Origin of the sequence: Corynebacterium tuberculostearicum (genome assembly GCF_022347235.1) — a bacterium.
Lineage (GTDB): Bacteria > Actinomycetota > Actinomycetes > Mycobacteriales > Mycobacteriaceae > Corynebacterium > Corynebacterium tuberculostearicum_F.
Window position 1 is genome coordinate 17,169 of the sequence record NZ_JAKRDX010000001.1, and the last position, 24,321, is coordinate 41,489.

Below are 24,321 nucleotides of genomic sequence, written 5' to 3' on the forward strand. Positions count from 1 at the left end.
TCCCTACTTCAACATGTCCTTTAGGTAGCTACCGGTATAGGAGCCCTCCACCTGCGCGACATCTTCCGGGGTGCCCTGCGCGACTACGGTGCCACCGCCGGCACCGCCTTCCGGTCCCATATCCACGATCCAGTCCGCAGCCTTGATGACATCGAGGTTGTGCTCGATGACGAGCACCGAATTTCCCTTGTCTACAAGGCCCTGGATGACCAACATCAGCTTGCGGATGTCTTCAAAGTGCAGACCAGTGGTCGGCTCGTCCAAGATGTAGATGGTCCTACCGTTGGTGCGCTTTTGCAGTTCCGAGGCGAGCTTAACGCGTTGGGCCTCACCGCCAGACAGCGTGGTAGCGGCTTGTCCGAGACGGACGTAGCCCAAGCCGACGTCGACAAGCGTGGCAAGGTAGCGGTGAATCGAGTTGATGGGCTCGAAGAAGTCCGCTGCCTCAGAAATGGGCATGTCGAGCACCTCGGCGATGTTCTTGCCCTTGTAGTGCACCTCCAAGGTCTCGCGGTTATAGCGAGCGCCCTCACACACCTCACACGGAACATACACGTCCGGCAGGAAGTTCATCTCGATCTTGATGGTGCCATCGCCTTGGCATGCCTCGCAGCGCCCACCCTTGACATTGAAGGAGAAGCGGCCGGCCTTGTAGCCGCGAACCTTGGCCTCCTGGGTTTCGGCAAAAAGGTTACGGATCTTGTCAAAGACGCCCGTGTAGGTCGCCGGGTTGGAACGCGGTGTACGGCCAATCGGGCTCTGGTCAACCTGGACCAGCTTATCCAGGTGCTCCACGCCCTCGACGCGCTTGGCGCGGCCGGGCACCTGGCGGGCGCGGTTGAGCTTATTGGCCAAGGTCTTGGCCAAAATCTCATTAACCACGGTGGATTTACCAGAGCCGGAAACGCCGGTAATGCATGCCAACACTCCCAGCGGGATTTCGACGTTAATGCCCTTCAGGTTATTCTCGCGTGCACCCACCACTTTCAGGGTGCGGCCCTTGTCGATCTCGCGGCGGTGATCCGGGACAGCGAGCACCTTCTTGCCAGAAAGGTACTGGCCAGTCAGGGACTCCTCTACCTTTTCAATTCCCGCCGGTTCGCCTTGGTAGACCACCTCGCCGCCATATTCACCGGCGCGCGGGCCCACATCGACAAGCCAATCGGACTCCCGAATGGTGTCTTCATCATGCTCGACCACAATGAGGGTATTGCCAATATCGCGCAAACGCTGCAGGGTCTTAATAAGGCGCTGGTTATCGCGTTGGTGCAAACCAATGGAAGGCTCATCGAGCACGTACAGAACGCCGGCCAAACCGGAACCAATCTGCGTGGCTAGGCGAATGCGCTGCGCCTCGCCGCCCGAAAGCGTGGATGCGCCGCGATCCAGGGTCAGGTAATTCAGACCGACGTCCAGAAGGAAGCGCAACCGAGCCTGGGTTTCCTTGAGTACCGCACCGGCAATGATTTCCTCGCGGTGCCCCAGCACCAAAGAGTCCAGGAATTCAGAGGCATCTTCAATCGAAAGCGCACACAGCCCCGCAATGGACTGCTCACCGTGAGTAGTAGAAGCCAAGCGGACGGCCAGGATCTCCGGCTTCAGGCGCGTGCCCTTACAGGTGCTGCACGGCACGCGGCGGGTGTATTGCAGCAGGCGATCCTTTTGGGACTGCGAATCGGTCGTTTCCAACTTGCGGTGAATGAAGCCAGTCGCACCCTCAAACGGCGCGGTCCAATTGCGCTGGCGCCCGTAGCGGTTCTTGTATCGAACCTGCACCTCCTCGTCCGTGCCATAGATGAGCGCGTGGCGCTGCTCCTTGGTCAATTCGCTCACTGGCGTCTTAGGGTCAAAGCCCATTGCCTTGCCCAGGCCCTCCACTAGCTTGACAAAGTAGCGGGAGTTGGGAGAGGAGTGCCACGGCTGAATCGCCTCAACCGCCGGGGCATCTGGGTCTGGGATAAGTAGGTCAACATCGACTTCCAGCTTGGTACCCAAACCATCACACACCGGGCAAGAACCAAACGGAGCATTAAAGGAAAAGGCACGGGGCTCATACTCTTCAATGGTCAAGGTGTGGCCATTGGGACAGGCGGCCTTTTCCGAGTACGTGTGGGTGAGCTCTTCCCTATCTACGAACTCGATGGTGACCAGGCCATCGGCCAAACGCAGAGCCGTTTCCACCGAATCCGTTAAGCGTTGCTTCTGCGAGGCCTTCACCTGCAGGCGGTCAACCACTACCTCAATATTGTGCTTGATCTGCTTCTTTAGCTTGGGAGGATCACTGAGCTGATGGGTCTCTCCATCCACTCGCACGCGGGAATAACCCTGCGCCGAAAGATCCTGAAAAAGATCCACAAACTCGCCCTTGCGCTTGCGCACTACCGGTGCAAGCACCTGGAACTTCAGCTTTTCTTCTAGTTCCAGCACCGCATCCACGATCTGCTGCGGCGTTTGGCGCTCAATTACCGCATCGCACTTTGGGCAGTGCGGCGTACCAGCACGGGAAAATAGCAAGCGCAGGTAGTCGTAGATCTCCGTGATCGTGCCCACCGTGGAGCGTGGATTATGGTTGGTGGATTTTTGATCAATGGACACCGCGGGTGACAGGCCATCAATAAATTCCACGTTGGGCTTATCCATCTGCCCTAAAAACATGCGGGCATAAGAACTCAAGGATTCCACGTAGCGGCGCTGGCCTTCAGCGAAGATGGTGTCAAAGGCCAGCGAAGATTTACCGGAGCCGGATAGGCCGGTAAAAACAACCATTTTATCGCGGGGGATATCGATATCCACGCCCTTGAGGTTGTGCTCGCGGGCACCGCGCACCACCAAACGATCAGCCACTGTGCTCAGACCTCCAGTACTAGGGATTGCAATCTTCCCTCGAATGTACCCGTAGGCTGGGACACATGACTAACGAGCTTCAGCTACATCAGATTTCCGTGTCCGAGATGGACAATAACTGCTACCTCCTTCAGGCGGGCGAAGAGGGCTTGCTTGTCGACGCCGCCGATGACGCGCCCGCAATCCTCGACATGGCCCGCAAGGCCGGAGTGAAAATTACCGCGGTGCTCACGACCCACCGCCACTGGGACCACGTGCGCGCACTCGAGGAGATTTTGTCCGAAACGGGTGCTACTCACTACGCCTCCTTCCTTGATTCCCCCGCCATCCCGGCTGAGGTAGACGTGGAGCTGCGCAAGGGCGATTCCATCGAGTTCGCGGGTCTTCAGCTGCCAGTCATCATCTTGCGCGGCCACACCCCCGGCGGTGCAGCCCTAGTTGCAAGCATCGATGGCGTCACCAATCTCTTCGTAGGCGATTCCCTCTTCCCCGGTGGCCTGGGCAAGACTACCTCTGAGGGAGACTTCGTCCGTCTATATAAGGACGTCACCGCGCGCATCTTTGATGAGTTCCCCGACAATACGATCGTGCGCCCGGGACACGGCAAGTCCACGACCTTGGGCGAGGAGCGACCCAAGCTTGGTGACTGGTGGGAACGCCGCTGGTGATCCAAAGGCGGTTTTCCGCGTACAATGGTCTAGCACACGATAGGTCTAGAACAACGAGCTAAGGAGCTTTAAGGACTATGATTCGCAAGCTTGCCCGCCCCATGCTGGCATCCGTATTTGTATGGGAAGGCGTAGACAACCTGCGCAACGCGTCCGAGCATGTCAAGGAGACCGAGGGTTTCCTCAAGACCGTGCGCAAGGCCGTTCCTTCTGAGTACCAGGGCTACATCCCCAATGACCCAGAACTAGTTACCCGCGCCATTGGCGGCGCTAAGGTAGGCGCCGGCTCCACCTTGGCTCTGGGCAAGGCACCGCGCACTTCCGCTGCGGTACTGGCCGCCGCAACCCTGCCTAACCTGATTGGCAAGAATAACTTCTGGGCAGCAGACAACAAGGAAGACAAGGAATCCCGCCGCAACGGATTCGTTACCAACACCGCTTTGCTCGGCGCCCTATTTATCGCTACCCAGGACACCGAGGGCAAGCCTTCCCTGCGTTGGCGCGCACAGAAGGCCGGCAAGCGCACGAATAAGAAGATTCAGCAGGCGCTGCCTACTAAATCTGAATCCGAGCAGAAACGCGAAGAGCTCTCTGCCCGTGCTAACGAGCTGTCTTCCAAGGCCGGCGACTGGATCAACGAGACCTCTGCCAAGGCACAGGCTTATGTAGACGACAACAAGGATGACTGGCAGTCCACCGGCCGCGGTCTGCTGGATACCGCCAAGTCCTATGTTGACGATGCGAAGACCTACGTAGAGGACAACAAGGACGATTGGCAGGAGTCTGGCCGCGGCTTGCTGGGCAACGCCAAGTCCTTCATCGAGGACTCGGTCGACAACGCCAAGACTTACGTTGAAGACAATAAGGGTGACTGGCTCGAGACCGCACAGGCTAATCGCGACATCGCCCGTACCCGTGCTGTGAAGGCAGCTACCAAGGCTCAGGCACGTGCCGACAAGGCCGTCGCCAAGCTGGATGGCGCCAAGTCCAAGCGCGCAAACAAGAAGGCTTCCAAGCACGCTGACAAGCTGCAGCAGGAGGCAAATAAGAAGATCGAGGCAGCTATCAAGAAGCTGGAAAAGCGCTCTAAGTAGCCACATCTTCTTCAGCCGAGCATCTCGGCGATGACTCAACGGCCCAGCCTTATGCTGGGCCGTTGTTCTTTGTCACAGCAGGGTCTAAACTCATCTCTCCCCCTCGCCGGACAGCGTGCCCGGTACCTTCCACCCCATCAACGTCCAAACACCAAGGAGTCACGTGAACTCAGCATCCAATAAGCACGCGGCGGCCGCAGGTTCCTCGGAGCGCGAAGCCATCGCAACGGAGCAAGATTATGTGGACGGCCTTTTCTCCCGCCTCGACGATGAGGTGGCCGCGGCAAATGAACGGCTCAATGAGGTGCAGGCGGACGTAGATCCCTCCACCCCGGACGCGGATGCCTTGGTGCGCCGCGAAACGGAATACCACGGGCTCCAAGCCAAGCTGGATCGTCTCAATGTGGCACAGATGGGTTTGGTCTTTGGCCGCATCGACATCGATGCCCCAGGTGACAATCCCACCCCGGAAGGCCTAGATCGCCGCTACATCGGCCGCATGGGACTCGATGCGCGTGAAGATGACTATCGCACGCTACTGCTTGACTGGCGTGCCCCCATGGCACGGCCCTTCTATCTCGCTACCACCGCCCAGCCAGAAGGCGTGCACACCCGCCGCCAAATCCGCACCAAGGGGCGCACCGTCACGGGCATTCATGATGAGGTCCTCTCCGGCCCCGGCGTGCGTGAAGAAGAGGCCGGCGTAGCGAGCGAATCCGCTCTCTACCACGCTATGCAGCGAGCCCGCACGGGTCACATGGCTTCCATTGTGGAGACCATTCAGCGGGAGCAGGACGAGATTATCCGCGATAACACCCGCGGCGTAATGGTGGTAGAAGGCGGCCCCGGCACCGGCAAGACCGCAGTTGCGCTGCACCGCGTTGCCTATCTGCTCTATACCCACCGCGAGCTGCTTTCTACCACCGGTGTACTCATCGTTGGCCCCAATAGCAGCTTCTTGGACTATATTTCGCGCGTGCTCCCAGAACTGGGCGAGACCGGCGTGGTGCTCTCCACCATCGGCGGACTCTTCCCTGGAATCGAACCGGAACACAAAGAAGACCTCGTGGCTCGGGAAATCAAGGGCAGCGACGCCATGGTGGAAATCCTCTCCACCGCGGTCAAGGACTACCAGCTGCTTCCCGACGCCCCCCGTGAGCTAGCAGTCGACGGCCTTACCTTAAGCGTCACGCCAAGGATGGTGAAAAGCGCCCGCACACGTGCACGCCGCTCGCGCAAGCCACACAATGAAGCGCGTGGTGCCTTCATTGAGCACCTCGTAGAGGACCTAGCCCAGCAAATGGCAGAAAAGGTAGGTGCCGATCCGCTTGGCGGAAAGAATCTTCTTTCCCGCGCCGATATTGATCAATTCCACGATGACCTTGCTGAGGACGCGGCCGTTACAGCCTTGATCGATGAATTTTGGCCCGAACTACACCCCACCGATGTACTTGCTGCTCTAGTCTCCTCACGCGAGCGTATCGCTTCCGCCGCCCACGGGTATGACGAGGAAACCCAAGAAGCCCTCTACCGCGCAGAGGGGCGAGCATGGACGGATTCGGATGCGGCCTTGCTAGACGAGCTTGCCGTCCTCATCGGCCTACCCAACCCTGAAGAAAAGAAGGCAGCCGATGACGCCGCGTGGCGCGAGCAAGTGGCGGATGCGGAAGACGCATTGGATATTTTGTCCTCCTCCGAGTCCACAGATAATGACGATGACATGTTTGAAGCAGAAATCCTCTCTGCCCACGATGTCATCGACGCCGAAACCCTGGCGCACCGCCAGGAGGTACGCGATAAGCGCACCACTGCCCAACGCGCCCGCGAAGATCATACGTGGGCTTATGGTCACATCATCGTGGACGAAGCCCAGGAATTAACGCCTATGGAGTGGCGAATGCTCTTCCGCCGCTGCCCTTCGAGGTGGATGACTTTGGTGGGTGATACCTCCCAGACTGGTTCCCCGGCAGGTGTTGATGACTGGGGCGAAGCTTTGGAGCCGTTTGTGGCGCAGCGCTTCCGTCACCACTTCTTAACCGTCAACTATCGCACCCCGCAGCCCATTACGGAATTGGCCAATGGCCTGTTGGAAATGATTAACCCTGATGCCATCCCGGCGACAGCCATCCGTGATGGAGTGCAGGTGCGCCGGCTTGAGCAGGGCAACTACGTCCCTGGAGTACACAGCGAAGAGGACGGCAGGCTCACAGCGGTTATTGACGCCGGCACGGCGGAGCGCTACAAGGGCCTCGAGTTTGACCACGTGGTCGTGCTCGATCCGCAGCGCATCGTGGATGCCTCCCCACAGGGATTGCAGAACCTCTATGTCTGCATCACTCGTGCCACTCAATCCCTCACGCTCGTTGGTGACTGCGGCGAAGTTCTTTAGGCTCCCGTAAGCTTTATGCCATGGCCTTATCTGACATCATGCGCAAAGCTGAAAGCTCACTTAACTCCATTACTTTGAAGCGCTCCCAACGGCGTGGATGGCAGCCCCTGATTGTGGGATATACAGGCTATGGCACCACCGATCAGGTGAGAGTCTTCGGCCGCGTACTCATGCATGATCCTGATGAAGGCAAGAGGGATACGTGGGGTGAGCGCGGCTACCAGCAGTTTCTTACCATTCAAGTAGGACACCACGACGTTTCGGTAACTATTGGGGAAAAGACTGTCACCGGCACCACCGATCGCAACGGATACATTGACTTACTAGTCCATGACCACGAACTAGAGCCCGGGTGGCATACGGCAACAATCAAGGCCGCAAATGCGAAGGCTGTGGAAGTCCAACTACTTATCGTTGATCCGGCGGCCAAGATCGGCATTGTTAGCGATATCGATGACACGGTGCTTGTCACGTGGCTGCCGCGTGCGCTCACCGCGGCGTGGAATTCCTGGGCCAAGCGCCCTAGCAAGCGACAGGCCGTTCCCGGAATGGCTGAATTCTATGCTCAGCTACAGCAACGCTTCCCCCAAGCCCCAGTGTTTTATCTATCTACGGGCGCTTGGAATACCTTTGGCTCGCTCAAGAAATTCCTGTCCCACCATGGTTTCCCCGCGGGTCCCATGCTGCTGACGGACTGGGGCCCAACGGAAACGGGACTTTTCCGCAGCGGGCAGGAGCACAAGCGTGTTCAACTGCGCAATCTGCTCATTGCCTACCCGGATATGCAATGGATTCTCATTGGCGATGACGGACAACATGATCCATTAACGTACGGCGATGTGGCTAATGAGCATCCGGACCGGATACACTCTGTGCTCATCCGCAATCTGAGCCCGCAGGAGCAGTTGCTCTCCCACGGCTCCCTGAGCCCTTTGGCCGATGCCAATGAGGAGGGCCACTTCTCTATTCCCTTGATTCAGGGCGCGAACGGCAACGCCATTGCCGCCGCATTCAACGCTGCGCATCCTGCAGAGTAGGCAGCGCTTAACGACGAAACCCGCCTTGGCCTTCCAGCGAGACCAAGGCGGGTTTTAATCACCGCATTTAGCTGACGGTGTGAACGATCATTACATCGCAGTCGGACTGGCGAGCAACGTCTGCCGGCACGGAGCCCAGCAGGCGACCGGTCAGGGAGTTGATGCCGCGGTTGCCCACGATAAGCAGGTCAGCATCGTTGTCGTTGACGATGGACATCAGGGCCTGCACTGGGGTGCCCGGGCGAACAGCGGTTTCGACCTTGGAAGCGCCGAACTTCTCAGCGTGTGCCTTAGCATCCTTGAGGTTTGCCTCCGCCTTCTCATCGCCCAAAATGGTTACGGAATCCTGGCGCAGGGTCTTGGAAGCCTGCTCCTGGTTTTCGTAGTAAGCACAACCAATAATCAGATTGGAATCGAATGCGGCGGCGATCTTAGCTGCTCGCTCTACAGCGAGGAGAGAAGACTTAGAACCGTCAGTACCGACAACGATCGAGTTGTAGTCGCTCATGATGACCTTTCTTTGTGGGTGTGTACCCGGAGTGTTTATTTAGCCTACAGAGGCATTACTGCCAGTGTAACAACGAAAAAAGATTAACGTTTCTCGCTGGTATTAACTACGACGACGTCTACCTTTGACTTGTGGGTTAGTTCCGTTGGGACAGAACCAAAGACTCGACCACGAACGGAATTCACGCCGCGGTTTCCCACCACGAACAGGTCCACGTCATAGTCCTGACCTACTTCCAACAAGGCTTTTACTGGGTCTCCAGATTTCCCTACGATTTCAATGTGTTCCGCACCCTCTGACTCAGCGATACGGGTGGCATTGGTCAGGTAGGTACCGGCCATGTCCTCACTTACAACGGGCAGACCGGCTTCGTCGCCCCTCGGAGCACCAAGCATGGATCCAGCGTGGTTATAAAAAGCTGAGATAATAATCAGCTTAGCGTCGTACGCCCGTGCCATGGACGCCGCAGCGCGGACCGCGCGCAGGGAGGTTTCAGAGCCATCGGTGCCGACGGCAATGTTTTTATAAGTAAGCATTATTCTCCTTGCAGTTGAACTATTTCACAGTGACAACTAAACGGCGCTTCTGGCACTTATCCAGTATAACTAGCGCAGCCCTTTAGAAAAGTACCCACGGAGCCAATCATCACTTTCAGGGGGAGAAAACTAAATTCCCGCTTCCTTCAATCCACGCAATTCCTTCTTTAGATCAGCAATCTCATCGCGCAGACGACCAGCCAGTTCAAATTTGAGCTCGCGCGCGGCGGCACCCATTTGGGCCGAGAGATCGTCGATAAGCGCCTGCACCTCATCGGTAGCCATGCTGGAAATATCCCGCTTCTCCACCACTGCAGAGGGGTCGGAGTTGGCCTCCTCTTCCCCTCCGTCTTCATAGACCTGGTCAAGGATATCGGCAATCTTCTTCCGCAAAGGCTGGGGGTCAATGCCGTGTTCCTTGTTATAAGCTATCTGCTTTTCGCGGCGTCGCTCCGTCTCCTCGATTGCCTCTTGCATCGAATCGGTGATTTTATCGGCATACATAATCACCTCGCCAGAGACGTTACGGGCAGCACGGCCGATGGTCTGGATAAGCGAGGTGGTAGAGCGCAAGAAACCTTCCTTGTCCGCATCCAAGATGGCAACGAGCGATACCTCGGGGAGGTCAAGTCCCTCACGCAGGAGGTTAATGCCCACCAGCACATCAAACTCGCCTAGGCGCAATTGCCGCAAAAGCTCGACGCGCTGCAAGGTATCGATATCCGAGTGCAAGTAGCGCACCTTAATCCCCTGCTCCAGCAGGTAATCGGTGAGGTCTTCTGCCATGCGCTTAGTCAGCGTGGTCACCAGTACTCGCTCTTGCTGAGAAATGCGGGTGCGTACCTCATCAATAAGGTCATCAATCTGGCCCTTAGTGGGTTTGACGGTAACCTTCGGATCCACCAGACCAGTCGGGCGAATAACCTGCTCCACGTACTCACCGTCCGAGGACGTTAGTTCAAAGTCGCCAGGGGTAGCGGACATGTAGACGGTTTGTCCCACACGCTGTTCAAACTCATCAAAGGTCAGCGGGCGGTTATCCACTGCGGAGGGCAGCCGGAAACCGAATTCCACCAGGTTTCGCTTGCGGGACATATCGCCCTCGAACATGCCGCCGATCTGTGGGACCGTGACGTGGGACTCGTCAATAATGGTGAGAAAATCCTCGGGGAAGTAATCCAGTAGCGTTGCCGGTGCGGAGCCAGCCGGACGGCCATCGACGTGGCGGGAGTAATTCTCGATGCCGGAGCAAAAACCTACCTGCTCGATCATTTCTAGATCGTATTCGGTGCGCATGCGAAGTCGTTGTGCCTCCAGCAACTTGCCGCGGTTTTCCAGATCTTCCAGGCGCTCGGCCAATTCCTCCTTGATGGCAGCCACAGCTTTTTCCATGCGTTCGGGTCCTGCCACGTAGTGAGTCGCGGGGAAGATGCGCACCTCGTCTACTTCCTCGATGACATCGCCAGTGACGGGGTGAATGTAGTAGAGGGAATCGATATCATCGCCAAAGAATTCAATGCGCACTGCGCGCTCCTCATAAGCCGGAATGATATCGACTGTGTCGCCCTTGGCGCGGAATGTACCGCGGGTAAATCCCACATCGTTGCGTTCGTATTGGATATCCACCAGCAAACGGAGGAAGCGGTCACGATCCAGCTCCTCGTCCACGGAAATAATGACTGAGCGATCCAAATAGGACTGCGGGGTACCCAAGCCGTAAATGCACGATACGGAGGACACAACCACCACGTCCCGGCGGGACAGCAGCGCCGAGGTGGCCGAGTGGCGCAGGCGCTCTACGTCCTCGTTGATGGACGAATCCTTTTCAATATAGGTATCCGTCTGCGCGATATATGCCTCTGGCTGGTAGTAGTCATAATAAGAGACGAAGTACTCCACCGCGTTATGCGGCAAGAGTTGACGTAGCTCGTTCGCTAGCTGCGCTGCCAGAGTCTTATTTGGTGCCATTACCAGCGTGGGCCGTTGCTGTTTTTCGATCAACCACGCAGCGGTGGCGGACTTACCTGTACCGGTAGCACCCATGAGTACTACATCGCGCTCATCGCGGTTGAGGCGTTCATTGAGCTCTGCAATAGCAGCTGGCTGGTCTCCGGCCGGCTCGTATTCAGAGACAACCTGAAACACACCTGGGGTTCGCTCGACCTCGCTGACGACGCGGTGCTCGGAATTTGGAATAAGAGGATGTTCAGCAGCAAAAGCCATGCCCACTACTCTACTGCTTATACGGTGCGGCTAGCTATGTTCACGGCAAGGAGTCCTGCGCGGTGCGCAGCCACTCTTCCAGCTCGCCGGTAGTCTCCCACAGCGCATAAACAGAAGACGTCTCTGGTCGCATCGCACTATTAATGCGGCGGCGCAGCCACGCTTTAGACTGCGGCGTGTACAGGGGCGCAAGATCCTCGCGGTGGATTCCTTCCGGCAGCGCATCAGCTTTCAGCTTCAATAAGGCGCCCAGTGCGATCATGGTTTCCGCGTCATCGGAGTCCATGGGCTCTTCGGCGCATGACTTCTGAAAGGCCTTGAGATCGAACGAGCCATCACGCAAGCTAGCGAGCAGTTCTCGCGCCGCGTGATTGTCAAAAGGCCCAGTATCCCACGTTCCCACGGCGAGTAGCTTAAGACGCGAAAGTTAACACAACTTCGAAACTGCGTAAACTCTAATCACCCAACGGTTAAAGTTTGGGTGACCCCGCGGCTAGGACTCCGCTTCTATGCGGTTCATGACCTCGGCCGCTCGCGCCCGCAGCTGCTCCAACGTGCCATTGTTGTCGATCACGTGCGTGGCTGCGGCCAATCGCACCTCATCAGGTACCTGCGCTGCAATGCGACGGCGCGCATCGTCCTCTTCCAGCCCGCGTGAAGCTACGAGGCGGCGGACGCGCTCTTCTACGGCCACGTCGACCACGATGACGACGTCCATGTCTTTGTCTAAACCGTTATCCACCAAAAGCGGCATATCGTAAACGGCAAAGTCATGCCCTTCTTCACGTGCCGCCGCAAATTGGCGCTGAGTTTCCTCTTGGATGCGTGGATGGGTAATGGAGTTCAACAGCTCGGTGTGTTCCTTGTCCGCAAAGGCTCGCCGAGCCAATTCCTTGCGGTTGAGACTGCCGTCCGCCAGCAAAATATCTTCTCCAAATGCTGCTGCCAGCTCCGCTAGCGCCGGCCGACCCGGCTTTACGACGTCGCGGGCAATGCCATCGGCGTCTACCACGCGCCACCCCCGTTCACGGCAGAGCGTTGCAACTGTTGACTTGCCACTGCCAATACCACCTGTAAGGCCAATGAGTTTCATGGCAGCCACCCTACGCGAAAAGGAACCCCGCCATACGCGTTGATGCGGGGTTCCTCTGTCGCTATAGGTGTCAGCGTTTGTTTATTCCGCTGCTTCCTCTGGCTTCGGGGGAATGCGGAGCAAATCATCACTCGGGGTAACCGGGCCGGCTTCACCGGAGACCGCGCCGAACTTGGTGGCGTTGGTAACTACGACCGGAGTAATCAGGTTATAGCCCTTGGAACGGATGAATTCCGGGTCAAAGCTAATCAACTTATCGCCCGCGGAAATGCGTTGCTTCTTTTCCACGTGCACGTCGAAGCCTTCGCCGCCCAATTCCACAGTATCGAGACCCACGTGGATAAGCAGTTGCACGCCATTGTCGAGGCTTAGGCCTACCGCATGGCCGGACTTCTGAACGGTGAGCACCTTGCCGTCGGCAGGCGCATAGACGGTATTGCCAGTTGGCTGGACTGCCATGCCAGGCCCTAACTTTGCGCCTGCGAAGATAGGATCCGGGACTTCCGAAAGGTCAACTGCCTCGCCCTCTAGAGGGGAATCCAACACGATGTCCTCCTTGCCAGCCTGCTTGGCGGCAACACCAGTAGCAGCAGCGCCCGCAGCGCTGGCAGCAACGGCGCCCCCCGCATTCGGGGACTCTCCCTTGTCGGCCTTGGTGGACTTAAACTCCGAACGAGCAGCTACGTCATCCACAGATTCGCCCTGTTCGCGGGCGATGCGCTCCAAGTCTGCCTGCTTTTCTTCTGCTGTGCGGTAGCCGAAGAACAGGGTCAGGAAGAAAGAGGTAAGGAATGCAGCCGTGATACCAAGGACGTAGCCCAGCTGCGGCGCCATAGCGCCAGTGGTCAACGCAGAGGTAAAGACGAAGGCCTCAGCGCGAACATCGAAGATACCGATGATTGCGCCGCCTACCGCACAACCTGGCAGCAACCGGTAGTAACTGCGGCGGAAGCGCAACAAGATGCCGTAGAGGGAGGGCTCCGACACGCCACCGAGGATGCCCGCTGCGAAGGCACCGATAGAAACCTGGCGCATGGCATTGTTCTTTTCCCTGAACGAGATAACCATGACTGCGCCAACGACGCCGAAGCAGGCGAAGTTCCATGCGCCCATCGGGCCCTGAATGAAGTCGTAGCCGTAGGTTGCGATGTTCTGAATCATGATGACATTCAGCGGCCAGTGCAGGCCCATCGGAACGAGGAATGGGTACAGCAGCGGAATGACGATAGCCAGGATGAACGGCGAGAAATCATTGATTTGGTACAGGACCCAGGAAATGCCATTGCCTACACCAATGCCGAACGGGCCGAGCAGGAAGGCCGTTGCCGGAATCATGATGAGCAAGGAGAAGAACGGCACGAAGACCATATGAACTGCACTCGGGATGATCTTCTTTAGTCCCTTTTCCACCCAGTACAGGCCGATTGCGGCCAAAATGGGCGGGAATACCTGGGAGCCGTAGGAATTGATGACCAGCGGCAGGCCAAATACGTTGACGGTATCGCCTTGCTCACCCAGCGACATGAATTCGGGGGTCAAAAGTGCCGCGGGAATAGCTGCGGAGACCCACATATTCGCACCCAGCTTCTGCGCCGCGGTCGCACCGACCATTACGGGCAAGAAATAGAAGACCGACTGGAACATGGCATGAGCCAGCCGGAAGCCCTCTGGTTGCTCCTCCAGTGGTGCGCGGAAATCCTGGATGTGCGCAGTGTCCGCCAGAATGAGAAGCATGATGATGAGCGAGGCGCCCAGCAATGCCCACAGGACGGGACGGAAAGTATCAGAAAGGAACTCGAAGCAGTAATCTACCCAGTCATACTTCCCGCGGACACCGTCGTACTCCTTCTTGGAGGACGCCTCTTTGTCGCTGGAAGCATCCACACCGGGTTGCTTGATGATCTCGTTGTAATAGTCAGCGACGCCGCCGCCCATGACTACCTGGTAGCCGTGAGCGCCCTGGGGCACGGTACCAAGCACCGCTGGGTCACTGTCGAGCTTTTCTTGGTCAACTTTCCCCGCATCGGCAAGTTGGAAGCGCAAGCGCGTCGCGCAGTGCGTCAGCGACGTGATGTTGTCGGCGCCGCCGATACTTTCAACGATGTGGGTGGAAGTGTCCTTGATAGATGCCACTTCTTACTCCTCAGTTTAAATACCACTTATAACCAGTACTGCACTGGCTATAACGTCAGGTTTGAGTATAAGAGGATTCCCACATGAACAAAAGCCCGTTTTGTGGACTTGCCAGGGAGTTTTTCTACTTGCCACTGCTTGTCCGCTGGTCAACCACCTAAAGGCAATAAACATCCCGGCAAACGATTGCACAAACTGTCTAAAAGGTCACAAAAGCCGCCCCCACCCCATCTAGGTGATGAAGTGGGCGCGGCCGTGAGCCAAGCCCTAAGGCTTAGCGGAAACTAAGCGGAAGCTTTAGTTGCCAGCGAGCTTGTCGCGCAGTGCAGCGAGCTGCTCGTCGGAAGCCAGGGAGCCGCCAACCTCTGCCTGAGTCTCGGATGCCGGAGCTGCATCGGAGGAATCAGAGGAGTAGTTGGAGGACTCTGTAGACTCAGCAGCCTCAGCGGCTGCGGCGCGGTTGCGCTCGATCTGAGCGGTGTGCAGGTTGAAGCGACGCTCGGACTCTGCGTAGCGTGCCTCCCAAGCCTGACGCTGCTCGTCGAAGCCTTCCTTCCACTCGTTGGTCTCAGGGTCGAAGCCCTCAGGGAAGACGTAGTTGCCCTGCTCGTCGTAGGAGTCAGCCATGCCGTACTTGGACGGATCGAACTCTTCGGTGTAGTCCTCGTCCGCCTGCTTAACGGACAGGGAGATACGACGACGCTCGAGATCGATGTCGATGACCTTGACCATAACCTCCTGGCCAACGGTGACAACCTGGTCCGGAACCTCGACGTGGCGCTGAGCCAGCTCGGAGATGTGAACCAGGCCCTCGATGCCCTCCTCGACGCGAACGAAGGCGCCGAACGGAACGAGCTTGGTGACCTTGCCCGGAACGATCTGGCCCACAGCGTGGGTGCGGGCGAATACGCGCCACGGATCTTCCTGGGTAGCCTTCAGGGACAGGGAAACGCGCTCGCGGTCCAGATCGACGTCCAGAACCTCAACGGTTACCTCGTCACCAACGGTAACAACCTCAGATGGGTGGTCGATGTGCTTCCAGGACAGCTCAGAAACGTGAACCAGGCCGTCGACACCGCCGAGATCGACGAAGGCGCCGAAGTTGACGATGGAGGAAACAACGCCCTTGCGGACCTGGCCCTTCTGCAGCTGGTGCAGGAACTCGGAGCGAACCTCGGACTGGGTCTGCTCGAGGTATGCACGGCGGGACAGGACAACATTGTTGCGCTGCTTGTCCAGCTCGATGATCTTTGCTTCCAGCTCCTGGCCGATGTACGGCTCCAGGTCACGGACGCGACGCATCTCAACCAGAGATGCAGGCAGGAAGCCACGCAGGCCGATATCCAGGATGAGGCCGCCCTTGACAACCTCGATAACGGTACCGGTAACAGGCTCTTCCTTGGCCTGCAGCTCCTCGATGGCGCCCCATGCACGCTCGTACTGTGCACGCTTCTTGGACAGGATCAGGCGACCTTCCTTGTCCTCCTTGGTGAGAACAAGTGCGTCAACCTCATCGCCGACCTCAACAACCTCGTCCGGGTTGACGTCGTGCTTGATGGACAGCTCGCGGGAAGGGATAACGCCTTCGGTCTTGTATCCGATGTCCAGCAGTACCTCGTCGTGGTCAACCTTGACGACGGTACCCTCGACAATGTCACCATCGTTGAAGTACTTGATGGTGGCGTCTACAGCTGCGAGGAAGTCCTCTGCGGTTCCGATATCGTTAATCGCAACCTGCGGGGTGTTAGAAGATGGCATATTGAAAAAATGCTCCGAATAAATGTAGGAAATCGAAATTGGACAACTGCGCGTCTCTCGAAAAAAGCTTGCTAAGCTGCGCAAATGCAGCTAAAAAGAGGAATATTCGATCCCGCCTCGTGATTGCTTAAAGCCTTCCTACAGGGGCTCAGAACAACCCGTGGCATAGACACGCCCGTCCAACACTACATCTGTCCAGCTTAAAGGGCAAATACACGGACCAACTATTTCGCAAAGGAATTTCTCCCACCGTGACTTCCCCCTCGCACGCAAACCAGGCCTACTGGGATAGCGACGCCGCCAATTACCACGCCGAGCACTCCGACTACCTTTCTTCCTTTTACTGGTGCCCAGAAATGCTCCACGAAGACCAAGCACACTTGCTAGGCGACGTCTCGGCTTCCTCCGTACTCGAAATTGGCTGCGGCTCCGCCCCGTGTACCCAATGGCTGCAGTCGCGCGCGCACTTCGCCACCGGCTTCGATATTTCCCGCGGCATGCTCAACCACGCTGCACCCGGACTCCCCTTAGCCCAGGCCGATGCACTGTCACTCCCCTACGCCACGGGCTCTTTCGACGTAGCCTTTTCGGCGTTCGGCGCCTTCCCTTTTCTTGCCAACCTTGATTTAGCCCTAAGTGAAGTCTCGCGTGTCCTCAAACCTGGCGGTCGGTTCGTTCTCTCGGCTAATCACCCCATGCGCTGGATATTCCCTGATGATCCCACCGATCTGACGGCCGATATCAGCTATTTCGATCGCGCTTACCTGGAGCAAGACCGCGAGGGCAACCTCACCTATGCGGAGTTCCACCGCACCATCGCCGACTGGTTTCGGGCATTACAGGGCAAAGGTCCGTTCCTAATCGATGACATTATCGAGCCCGAATGGCCTAGGGGGCTCACCACTACATGGGGCCAATGGTCGCCGGAGCGCGGCGAAATCTTCCCCGGCACGATTATTTTCGTCTGCCGGAATTGCCGCTAACCTATGGGCATGTTTCTGGATCGAATTGGCCTACTCCTACGCCGCGGCCTCGCATGGTGGATCGACGCCTTCCTGGCAGCGGCCGTTATCGTTGTGGTGCGCTGGGCAATCAATGCACTTGCCGACGCCCCCTTAACCGGCCAAGCCCTGGAAATTTACAACGCTGTGGCCCTCGCCCTAGTCTTCTACGCCTACCGCGTATGGGCCGAGGCCACGAAGACAACTTCGCTAGGAAAATGGTCACTCAAGCTGGAGATCGTCGCCACCCACCCCGGATGGCGCGCTGCCTGCTTGCGCAATTCCTGGCTGTTACTTTCTATGCTCACACTGACGGGAGTGCCGTTTATTGTGCCGTTGCTACTCGGCGTCCTAAGCGTGAGTGTCCTCGCCTTCGGTCAAACACCGTTCGACATGCTCGCAAATTGCTTAGTCGAGCGCCGATCTCAGATGGACACGCCTTCTTTTCGAGGTAATAAGTAGTACAACAGCGCGAAGACAACCAGTGCCGCGAACATCCACGACGATGGGAAGAGGAATGCTAGCGCGGTCGCTACGACCATCACCGCGGCGGCCGTTAGCCTCCTGACCTTAGGGTTAGGTGCCAAACGGGCGTTAGCCATGGCACCCCCAAAATACGCCACCGCAATAATTCCGTACCCGATGGCATAGGCCTTTTGTTCTGCAAGAAACCGTTCAAGCCCGAGGTCAGCAATCTCGGTGGCAGGAAAGGTTACTTGAATGGCCCAAAGGCTTTCAAAGACGCGGAGGGTCCACCTATTCGTCTTCTCTTCTAACGCCACGGCTCGGCAATTCCCTTCTTAGCTTTTCGACTTACACTCATAACTTTTTCCGCACAGAAAAGGCTACCTAAAAACTTAGTGCGCATCCCGCCACAACTTTTGAACTTTCCGCATTGCATAGCCGGGCATGCCCAAGTCCTCGATGGTTTGCTTATTCCACGTTCCGCGGACCTGGCCGTCCACCACGATGGCGCGGCGAAATACTCCACGATTTCCCGGTACCAGTACTTCGTGGACTTCGTTTGTCATCGCAAAAAGACGGTCTTGATAACCCAAGATGTACTCGTCAAATGCTCCCAGCAGCAATACCGATTGCTTCTTTCGCGCTTCGGCCATTTCCACTATCTCAGCCGACACAAGGTCCTGGGAAACTTCGCCGCAGCGCATGATGTCCGGCGCGAGGTTTTCGGCTGCGGGCCGTATCAGTCTTTGTGGGAGCTTTGCCCACCAGGCAAAGTCGTGCAATGTTGCGGGACCGTGCGTTCGGAAGTACCGAGTCATCAGCTCCGCGGTCGCCGCGACTTTATCGCCGTTGAAGGTCTCCTCTAGCCCCGGCAGATCCACCGGTGTGATGAGCTGATCGGCTCCGGAATAGACGGCGTGACCGCTTTCCATTGCTACACGCACAACATGCCAAAAGGGTACGTCGGGCAACGCTGTTGCAGCCCGCTCCTTGAGCTCGGCGCGCGAAAGCGGATTCTCAATGAGCTTGGTTACCCCTGCTCGCAGCTCGGTATCACCCTTGCGCCCCTTCGCGCAGAGTTCGGTTATCCAGCCTATGTCCTTGATAGAAGCCGCGAAAAGCGTACTGCGCATGGGATACCCACGCACAATGTTTCCAGCATCTGAATGGTCTTTCGCCCGCAAGGCCAGTGACCGGCGCACCGAATGCAAGTCTTGGCCTTGCATGACGCCGAAGGCGCGGGCTGTCTCCTCAGCGCTCTCCCACCGCCTCATGGTTAGGCCTTGCGAGGCGAGCCTCAAGCGCGCCTTTTCCCGGCGGGAGAATATAACCGAGCTAGTGGGCTGCGGCATCCCAATCCTTGCCGGCTCCGGCGGAGACCTCCAGCGGCACGTTCAACTCGATGGCAGAGTCCATCTCGCGCTCGAGAATCTCTCGAACCTTGTCCGCCTCACCGGGGGCGACTTCGACCACCAATTCATCGTGCACCTGCAGCAGCACGCGGGACTTCATCCCTTGCAGTGCGCGGTCCACGCGAATCATCGCCACCTTAATAATGTCAGCGGCAGTGCCCTGAATCGGTGCATTAAGCGCAGCGCGCTCCGCGTTCTCGCGTGCTAGGCGGTTATCGGAGTTTAGCTCTGGCAAGTAGCGGCGACGGCCGAAGAGCGTTGCCGTGTAACCATCCTTGCGGGCTTGGACCACGACTTCATCGAGGTACTTCTTCACGCCACCAAAGCGCTCGAAGTAGCTTTCCATAATGGACTTTGCTTCCCCTGCCGGAATGCCCAATTGCTGGGATAGACCAAAGGCAGACAGCCCGTAGACCAACCCATAAGACATGGCCTTGACTCGGCGGCGCAGCTCGGGTGTCACCTGGTCAACGGGAACGTCAAAGACTCGGGAGCCAACATAGTTGTGTAGGTCTTCGCCTTCTTTGTAGGCCTCGATGAGGCCTGGATCGGCGGACAAGTGCGCCATCACGCGCATCTCAATCTGCGAGTAGTCCGCAGTCATGAGTTCGTCAAAGCCGGTGCCCACAATGAAGGCAGACCGGATCTGGCGGCCGGCCTCCGTACGCACAGGGATGTTTTGCAGGTTGGGTTCGGTGGATGACAAGCGGCCGGTAGAGGCCACGGTTTGGTTAAACGTGGTGTGAATGCGGCCGTCAGGCTGCACGGTTTTGATAAGGCCTTCCAGGGTGGTCTTCATCTTCTGGTACTCGCGGTGTGCCAAAAGGTGATCCAGGAAGGGATGAGGGTTCTTAGCCGCGAGCTGTTCAATCTCCTTGGCCGCGGTGGAGTAACCCGTCTTCGTCTTCTTAGTCTTGGGCAACTCGAAGGTCTCAAAGAGCACGGTTTGCAGCTGCTTCGGCGAGTTGAGGTTGAGCTTGTCATCGCCAGCAAGCTCGCGGGCGGCGCGCTCTTGTTCGGCGACCTGCTCTACAAAGGCATCCTTTTGCGTTTCGAGAATGTCAACGTCGACGGCGATTCCGGTGGCCTCCATGCGCGCCAGGATGGTTACCAGCGGCAACTCGAGGTCGGTATAGAGCTCGAAGGAATCAATCTCCTGTAGCTCCGCAGTGAGCCGTTCTGCCAGCTCCATAATTGCCGCAGCCTGGTCAACCAGGGAGGAATTATCCAAAAGGGAAAGCTGCTCCGTGGCGGCGCTGAGGGTCTTTTGGAGGTGGCGCTGGTAGACGTCGGCAAGCGCGTAAGTGCGCTGACCTGGGCGAAGCAGGTAGGCAGCAAGGGCCGTGTCGTGGGCGATGCCGGCAAGCTCAATACCGCGGCCGGCGAGCATATGGAAGGCCGCCTTTGCCTCGTGAAAGTACTTCGGCGTATCAGATGCTAACCACTGAGCCAGGGCCTTATCGTCCTCGGCAGAAAGGTCGCCCAGCTCCACTTGCAGGCCGTGGCGTTCCTGGTCCACGAAGGCTATCGCAGAAGCATCACCTTGTCCCGGGTTTCCCTCGCCTTGGACATACACCGCAACGTGCTCGCGGCCGGGCAACCACTGGGACAGCGGCTCGTCATCGATGACCGTCTCTAGCTCTTGGACTTGCTCTGCCTGCTCTGCTGCCTCAGCACCATCATTGGGAATGGCGGCGAGTACGCGATCGCGCAGGTTGGTACCGAACTCAAGGTCATCGAACTTGGCGGCGACGTCGGCGACCTTGGCTTCCTTAAAGGCCAAGTCATTTGGACCGACCTCTAGGTCCATGTCCGTAATCATCTGGGTGAGCTTGCGGTTCATCTGCACCTGCTCGATGCGCTCGCGGAAGTTATTGCCTACCACGCCCTTAATTTCCTCGGCGTGCTCTACCAAGGATGCCAAGTCTCCATACTTGACTATCCACTTGGTGGCCGTCTTCTCGCCCACCTTGGGGATGCCCGGCAAGTTATCGGAAGGATCGCCGCGCAGCGCGGCAAAGTCTGGGTATTGCGCGGGGGTGAGACCGTACTTTTCCTCTACTGCGGAGGGAGTGAAGCGGTGGAGCGTGGATACGCCCTTCATGGGATAGAGCACCGTCGTGGACTCATTGACCAACTGGAGGTAGTCACGGTCACCGGTGACGATGAGAGTCTCATAGTCCTGCGCTTCGGTTGCGAGAGTGGCCAGGATGTCATCGGCCTCGAAGTTCTCCCGAGACAGGGTGGTAATTCCTAGTACCTCGAGCACCTCGCGAATGAGGTCTACCTGACCCTTGAATTCCTCCGGTGCAGCCTCGCGCTGGGCCTTATAGTCCGGGAACATCTCAGTGCGGAAGGTCTTGCGCCCCACGTCGAATGCCACCGCAATGGCGTCGGGGGCCTCTTCCGCCACGATATTAGAGAGCATCGATAAGAAGCCATACACGGCATTAGTGTGCTGACCTCCTGAGGTGGAGAAATTATCCACCGGCAGGGCATAGAAGGCGCGAAATGCCATGGAGTGGCCGTCAATGAGCAGAAGTCGAGGCTGATTAGTAGTCACCTGCCCCATCCTAGAGAACCAGGCCGACATCCGAACACCCCGGTGCAGATTTTGTGGATGACGTGCGCATTCCCCCGCTGCCCCTACCCAATTAGGAATTCGCCTAGTGCCTGCGCTACTATTTTGACAGTCAAAGGCAGTCCGCCTTTGGATTGTGCGCCCCTGTAGCCCAATTGGCAGAGGCAACGGATTCAAAACCCGTCCAGTGTGAGTTCGAGTCTCACCAGGGGCACAACGAGATAAGGCCTCAGTTTCCACTAAGTCAGGGAAACCGAGGCCTTTGCTTTAGCCCAGGTCAGGCAGGGTTGGCAGGTGGTACTTGCGCAGGAGCGCGTTGATTTGCGGGATCGAGGCCTTCAGTTGCGGCAGGGCTAGGCCGATGAGTCCGGCAATGCCTGCGATGCCGAGGAGTGCTCCCAAGACTGCGGGCTTGGAGCTCGTGCCGGTGCTCGATGCGGAGCTGCCCGCGGCTGGCTGCGTAGTATCGGCCGGTTTGCCGTCCCCGTGTGCACGGGCGGTGAGCCATTCGTTCTTGCCCAGAACACCCTGGGTCAGGCGGGTCTCGCCGATCCAGCCGTACCACGGGTCCTGCGGGCGCTGGTTATCAAAGCCGCCGCCCATGACCCACTGCAGGTCGCGCGGGAGAAGGCCTTCGGCGCCTACGGCATTGCGCAAGATGGGCGCGCCATTGATGAACATCTCCACGCTATCGCGCTCCGGATCATTGACCACGGCGATGTGCATCCACTCGTCCTTGGGCACCTCGTGGGACCATACGGTAGAACCGCTTCCCTGCTTCGGCTCCGCCCACCAGCGCAGCTCGCGCAGGTTGGAGATGCCAAACATGACCGTGGGATCCGTGTCCTCAGAGCCGTCGACCAACTTATTGATGGCTGAGTCGCGGCTGAGCGCGCTTCCCCAACCATGCTGGGCACCATTGAAGTCTTTAGGAATCTTGACGAAGGATTCGAAGGTGTAGCCCTTGGTGGTATCGACGCTATTGGCCGCGGCGCCCTTGTCGGTGCGGAACTCGGCGTTGCCTACCTTGCCGGCAGGGTCGGACCAGAAGAGGGAGCCGGCATCAGAAGACAGCGGGTGGTGATCGGAGCTATAGGTCACCCGATCACCTAGCATGGCGCCAGAGCGGTGCAGGTCGCTGCCGGAATCGCTGGAAACGTCGGGGATGGTAGTGCCGCGGCCGGCAGGGGCGCCGTCGGCAAGCGCATGCCCGTCCTTGTCTTGGGCCTGGCCCGGGCGCCAGTGGAATACCGTGCGATCATTCTTGGCAAAGTCATCCGCGCCCTTGGGCAGCTCATCCTCCGCGATGGTGTAGGGCCTATAGCCTTCCGCGGCGATGTCGCGCGCACGCTGCGCTAGGTCCGGCTGGTGGCCCTCGCCCACGGTGAAATCCGGGGAAAAGGAGGAAAAGCGCTGCTCAAAGTCGAACGGAATGGCGTAGCTATCGCCCTGATCATCCAGGGTGAGCTTATCGAATTGCGTCAGCTCCTCGTGCGGCTTCTGCGCCACCCACGGCGAGAGCGCGGTCATCTCCAGCTGCTTGCCGGAAAGGTCGAACTCGAGCACGCCCAGCAGACCATTTCCGCCCTGATAGGCCATCTGATAGTCCTGCAAGATGGAAACGACATCGTGGCCGGCATCGTTCTTATCCACGCGGTAGCCCGCACCGTGGTGGTGGCCGCCCATCACCAGGAAGATCTGGTCGTTGCGCTTGATGAACGTATCCCACAGGCCCTTGCCATAGTCATCGGAATAGAAAACGTTGCCCTCGCCATCGATATTGAGGGCTTCGTGCGTCGTGACGATGACGGGGAGGTTGGGGTGCTTATCGATGATGCCTTGCGCCCACGCAAGGGCCTTCTCATCGGCGCGCCAGCCCAGTGCCAAGTTGAGGTACTTCTGACCCTCGGCTTCAAAGATGTGGGCCTCGGAGTCATTATTGACCGCAGTGTAGCGCTCTTGGAAGCTCTCCGGATTAGCGGCTTTGGCGCGATCGGCGCTAAACCACTTGTCATAAGGGTGGGCCGCCGCACCCTCGACGTCCATGTCGTGATTGCCGGGCAGGATGGAGTAGTTCAGATCCGAATCATCAAGGACCTGCATGGCCTTATCGGCTACCTGCCATTCGCCCTCCACGTTCCATTGGTCGACGACATCGCCCAGGTGGGTGACAAAGTCCATGTTCAGCTCGTCTTGGTGGTCTACCAACCATTGAGTTTGGGCCAAGTAGGGTTCGCTTCCGTAGCGAGCTTGGGCCAAGTTGCCGGTCTCCGGGGTGGAATAGCGCGAGTAGAACTGGGTATCCGGTAAGACGCCGATACTGAAACGAGAGCCCTCGCTCGGCGACGCCCCCTCGGCCCCAAAATCCGCAGCACTTGCGGCCGGTACAACAACGAGGTTTCCCACCACCGCGGTTGCAGTTAGCGCAGGCAGGACGAAACGATTTTTCATAGAGAGTCCTTTAAGACTGTAAAGGGATGCTTGCTCAGGGGAGATGGCGGGAATACGCGAGGGATTCTAGGACGTGAAGCTTTCAGCTAGTTGAAGCCCGCGTAAACAGGAGACTGAATAATGGGAAA

General features: G+C 57.9%; 18 protein-coding genes and 1 tRNA gene. 7 read left to right on the plus strand and 12 right to left on the minus strand.

What is annotated here, in order from left to right; translation table 11 throughout:
• Positions 1–3: 3 nt before the first annotated feature.
• On the minus strand, positions 4–2,844 hold the full coding sequence (uvrA, locus tag MHK09_RS00095) for an excinuclease ABC subunit UvrA (RefSeq protein ID WP_250412270.1): 2,841 nt from the start codon (positions 2,842–2,844) through the stop codon (positions 4–6).
• Between the two features lie 65 nt (positions 2,845–2,909).
• Between uvrA and MHK09_RS00100 the strand changes: the two genes are divergently transcribed.
• The 4 genes from MHK09_RS00100 to MHK09_RS00115 all read left to right on the plus strand — a co-directional run bounded on the left by MHK09_RS00100 (position 2,910) and on the right by MHK09_RS00115 (position 8,032).
• Positions 2,910–3,512 (plus strand): MBL fold metallo-hydrolase, encoded by a 603-nt coding sequence (locus MHK09_RS00100; RefSeq protein WP_005327847.1) that lies wholly within the window; start codon positions 2,910–2,912, stop codon positions 3,510–3,512.
• A 77-nt stretch (positions 3,513–3,589) separates the two neighbouring features.
• Positions 3,590–4,606 carry a DoxX family protein gene (locus MHK09_RS00105; RefSeq protein WP_005323270.1) on the plus strand — a complete coding sequence of 339 codons (1,017 nt, stop codon included), beginning with the start codon at positions 3,590–3,592 and terminating at the stop codon, positions 4,604–4,606.
• A 163-nt stretch (positions 4,607–4,769) separates the two neighbouring features.
• Positions 4,770–6,995, plus strand: coding sequence for a HelD family protein (locus MHK09_RS00110; protein ID WP_250412271.1), 2,226 nt, complete (start codon positions 4,770–4,772; stop codon positions 6,993–6,995).
• A gap of 20 nt (positions 6,996–7,015) precedes the next feature.
• Positions 7,016–8,032: an App1 family protein phosphatidate phosphatase gene (locus MHK09_RS00115; protein WP_250412272.1), complete on the plus strand. Its 1,017-nt coding sequence runs from the start codon at positions 7,016–7,018 to the stop codon at positions 8,030–8,032.
• A 67-nt stretch (positions 8,033–8,099) separates the two neighbouring features.
• Here MHK09_RS00115 and MHK09_RS00120 read toward each other — a convergent pair whose 3' ends face one another.
• The 7 genes from MHK09_RS00120 to rpsA all read right to left on the minus strand — a co-directional run bounded on the left by MHK09_RS00120 (position 8,100) and on the right by rpsA (position 16,283).
• Positions 8,100–8,540 carry a universal stress protein gene (locus MHK09_RS00120; protein WP_005323273.1) on the minus strand — a complete coding sequence of 147 codons (441 nt, stop codon included), beginning with the start codon at positions 8,538–8,540 and terminating at the stop codon, positions 8,100–8,102.
• An 83-nt stretch (positions 8,541–8,623) separates the two neighbouring features.
• Positions 8,624–9,076, minus strand: coding sequence for a universal stress protein (locus tag MHK09_RS00125; RefSeq protein WP_005323274.1), 453 nt, complete (start codon positions 9,074–9,076; stop codon positions 8,624–8,626).
• Between the two features lie 129 nt (positions 9,077–9,205).
• Positions 9,206–11,299: an excinuclease ABC subunit UvrB gene (uvrB, locus tag MHK09_RS00130; protein ID WP_250412274.1), complete on the minus strand. Its 2,094-nt coding sequence runs from the start codon at positions 11,297–11,299 to the stop codon at positions 9,206–9,208.
• Positions 11,300–11,339: 40 nt separating this feature from the next.
• Complete coding sequence (locus tag MHK09_RS00135) at positions 11,340–11,702, minus strand: DUF4259 domain-containing protein (protein ID WP_005323276.1); 363 nt, start codon at positions 11,700–11,702, stop codon at positions 11,340–11,342.
• A 90-nt stretch (positions 11,703–11,792) separates the two neighbouring features.
• The gene (gene coaE, locus MHK09_RS00140) at positions 11,793–12,392 is read right to left on the minus strand and encodes a dephospho-CoA kinase (RefSeq protein WP_250412276.1); all 600 of its coding nucleotides are present in this window, start codon (positions 12,390–12,392) and stop codon (positions 11,793–11,795) included.
• 81 nt (positions 12,393–12,473) lie between these two features.
• The gene (locus tag MHK09_RS00145) at positions 12,474–14,525 is read right to left on the minus strand and encodes a glucose PTS transporter subunit IIA (RefSeq protein WP_250412277.1); all 2,052 of its coding nucleotides are present in this window, start codon (positions 14,523–14,525) and stop codon (positions 12,474–12,476) included.
• Between the two features lie 297 nt (positions 14,526–14,822).
• Positions 14,823–16,283 (minus strand): 30S ribosomal protein S1, encoded by a 1,461-nt coding sequence (rpsA, locus tag MHK09_RS00150; protein WP_005323279.1) that lies wholly within the window; start codon positions 16,281–16,283, stop codon positions 14,823–14,825.
• 251 nt (positions 16,284–16,534) lie between these two features.
• On the opposite strand from rpsA, the gene MHK09_RS00155 reads away from it, so the two are divergent.
• Positions 16,535–17,266 carry a class I SAM-dependent methyltransferase gene (locus MHK09_RS00155; RefSeq protein ID WP_250412278.1) on the plus strand — a complete coding sequence of 244 codons (732 nt, stop codon included), beginning with the start codon at positions 16,535–16,537 and terminating at the stop codon, positions 17,264–17,266.
• Between the two features lie 9 nt (positions 17,267–17,275).
• Positions 17,276–17,746, plus strand: coding sequence for an RDD family protein (locus tag MHK09_RS00160; RefSeq protein ID WP_034668195.1), 471 nt, complete (start codon positions 17,276–17,278; stop codon positions 17,744–17,746).
• Here MHK09_RS00160 and MHK09_RS00165 read toward each other — a convergent pair.
• The 3 genes from MHK09_RS00165 to polA form a co-directional block, all read right to left on the minus strand.
• On the minus strand, positions 17,710–18,066 hold the full coding sequence (locus MHK09_RS00165) for a hypothetical protein (RefSeq protein ID WP_250412279.1): 357 nt from the start codon (positions 18,064–18,066) through the stop codon (positions 17,710–17,712). The genes MHK09_RS00160 and MHK09_RS00165 overlap by 37 nt on opposite strands.
• A gap of 75 nt (positions 18,067–18,141) precedes the next feature.
• Positions 18,142–19,023 (minus strand): DNA glycosylase AlkZ-like family protein, encoded by an 882-nt coding sequence (locus tag MHK09_RS00170; RefSeq protein WP_250412280.1) that lies wholly within the window; start codon positions 19,021–19,023, stop codon positions 18,142–18,144.
• A 61-nt stretch (positions 19,024–19,084) separates the two neighbouring features.
• A complete protein-coding gene (polA, locus tag MHK09_RS00175) occupies positions 19,085–21,733 on the minus strand; it encodes a DNA polymerase I (RefSeq protein ID WP_250412397.1) in 2,649 nt (882 codons plus the stop codon).
• A 149-nt stretch (positions 21,734–21,882) separates the two neighbouring features.
• Here polA and MHK09_RS00180 point away from each other — a divergent pair.
• Positions 21,883–21,956: transfer RNA gene (locus MHK09_RS00180), tRNA-Leu, on the plus strand.
• Between the two features lie 53 nt (positions 21,957–22,009).
• Here MHK09_RS00180 and MHK09_RS00185 read toward each other — a convergent pair.
• Positions 22,010–24,193, minus strand: coding sequence for a LamG-like jellyroll fold domain-containing protein (locus MHK09_RS00185; RefSeq protein ID WP_250412281.1), 2,184 nt, complete (start codon positions 24,191–24,193; stop codon positions 22,010–22,012).
• Positions 24,194–24,321: the final 128 nt, after the last annotated feature.

Coding starts and splice junctions, on each gene's coding strand:
- coaE (WP_250412276.1), bottom strand. CDS start 12,392: ATGAAACTCATTGGCCTTACAGGTGGTATTGGCAGTGGCAAGTCAACA.
- MHK09_RS00105 (WP_005323270.1), top strand. CDS start 3,590: ATGATTCGCAAGCTTGCCCGCCCCATGCTGGCATCCGTATTTGTATGG.
- MHK09_RS00120 (WP_005323273.1), bottom strand. CDS start 8,540: ATGAGCGACTACAACTCGATCGTTGTCGGTACTGACGGTTCTAAGTCT.
- polA (WP_250412397.1), bottom strand. CDS start 21,733: ATGGGGCAGGTGACTACTAATCAGCCTCGACTTCTGCTCATTGACGGC.
- MHK09_RS00125 (WP_005323274.1), bottom strand. CDS start 9,076: ATGCTTACTTATAAAAACATTGCCGTCGGCACCGATGGCTCTGAAACC.
- uvrB (WP_250412274.1), bottom strand. CDS start 11,299: ATGGCTTTTGCTGCTGAACATCCTCTTATTCCAAATTCCGAGCACCGC.
- MHK09_RS00115 (WP_250412272.1), top strand. CDS start 7,016: ATGGCCTTATCTGACATCATGCGCAAAGCTGAAAGCTCACTTAACTCC.
- MHK09_RS00170 (WP_250412280.1), bottom strand. CDS start 19,023: ATGAGGCGGTGGGAGAGCGCTGAGGAGACAGCCCGCGCCTTCGGCGTC.
- MHK09_RS00185 (WP_250412281.1), bottom strand. CDS start 24,193: ATGAAAAATCGTTTCGTCCTGCCTGCGCTAACTGCAACCGCGGTGGTG.
- rpsA (WP_005323279.1), bottom strand. CDS start 16,283: ATGCCATCTTCTAACACCCCGCAGGTTGCGATTAACGATATCGGAACC.
- MHK09_RS00100 (WP_005327847.1), top strand. CDS start 2,910: ATGACTAACGAGCTTCAGCTACATCAGATTTCCGTGTCCGAGATGGAC.
- MHK09_RS00160 (WP_034668195.1), top strand. CDS start 17,276: ATGTTTCTGGATCGAATTGGCCTACTCCTACGCCGCGGCCTCGCATGG.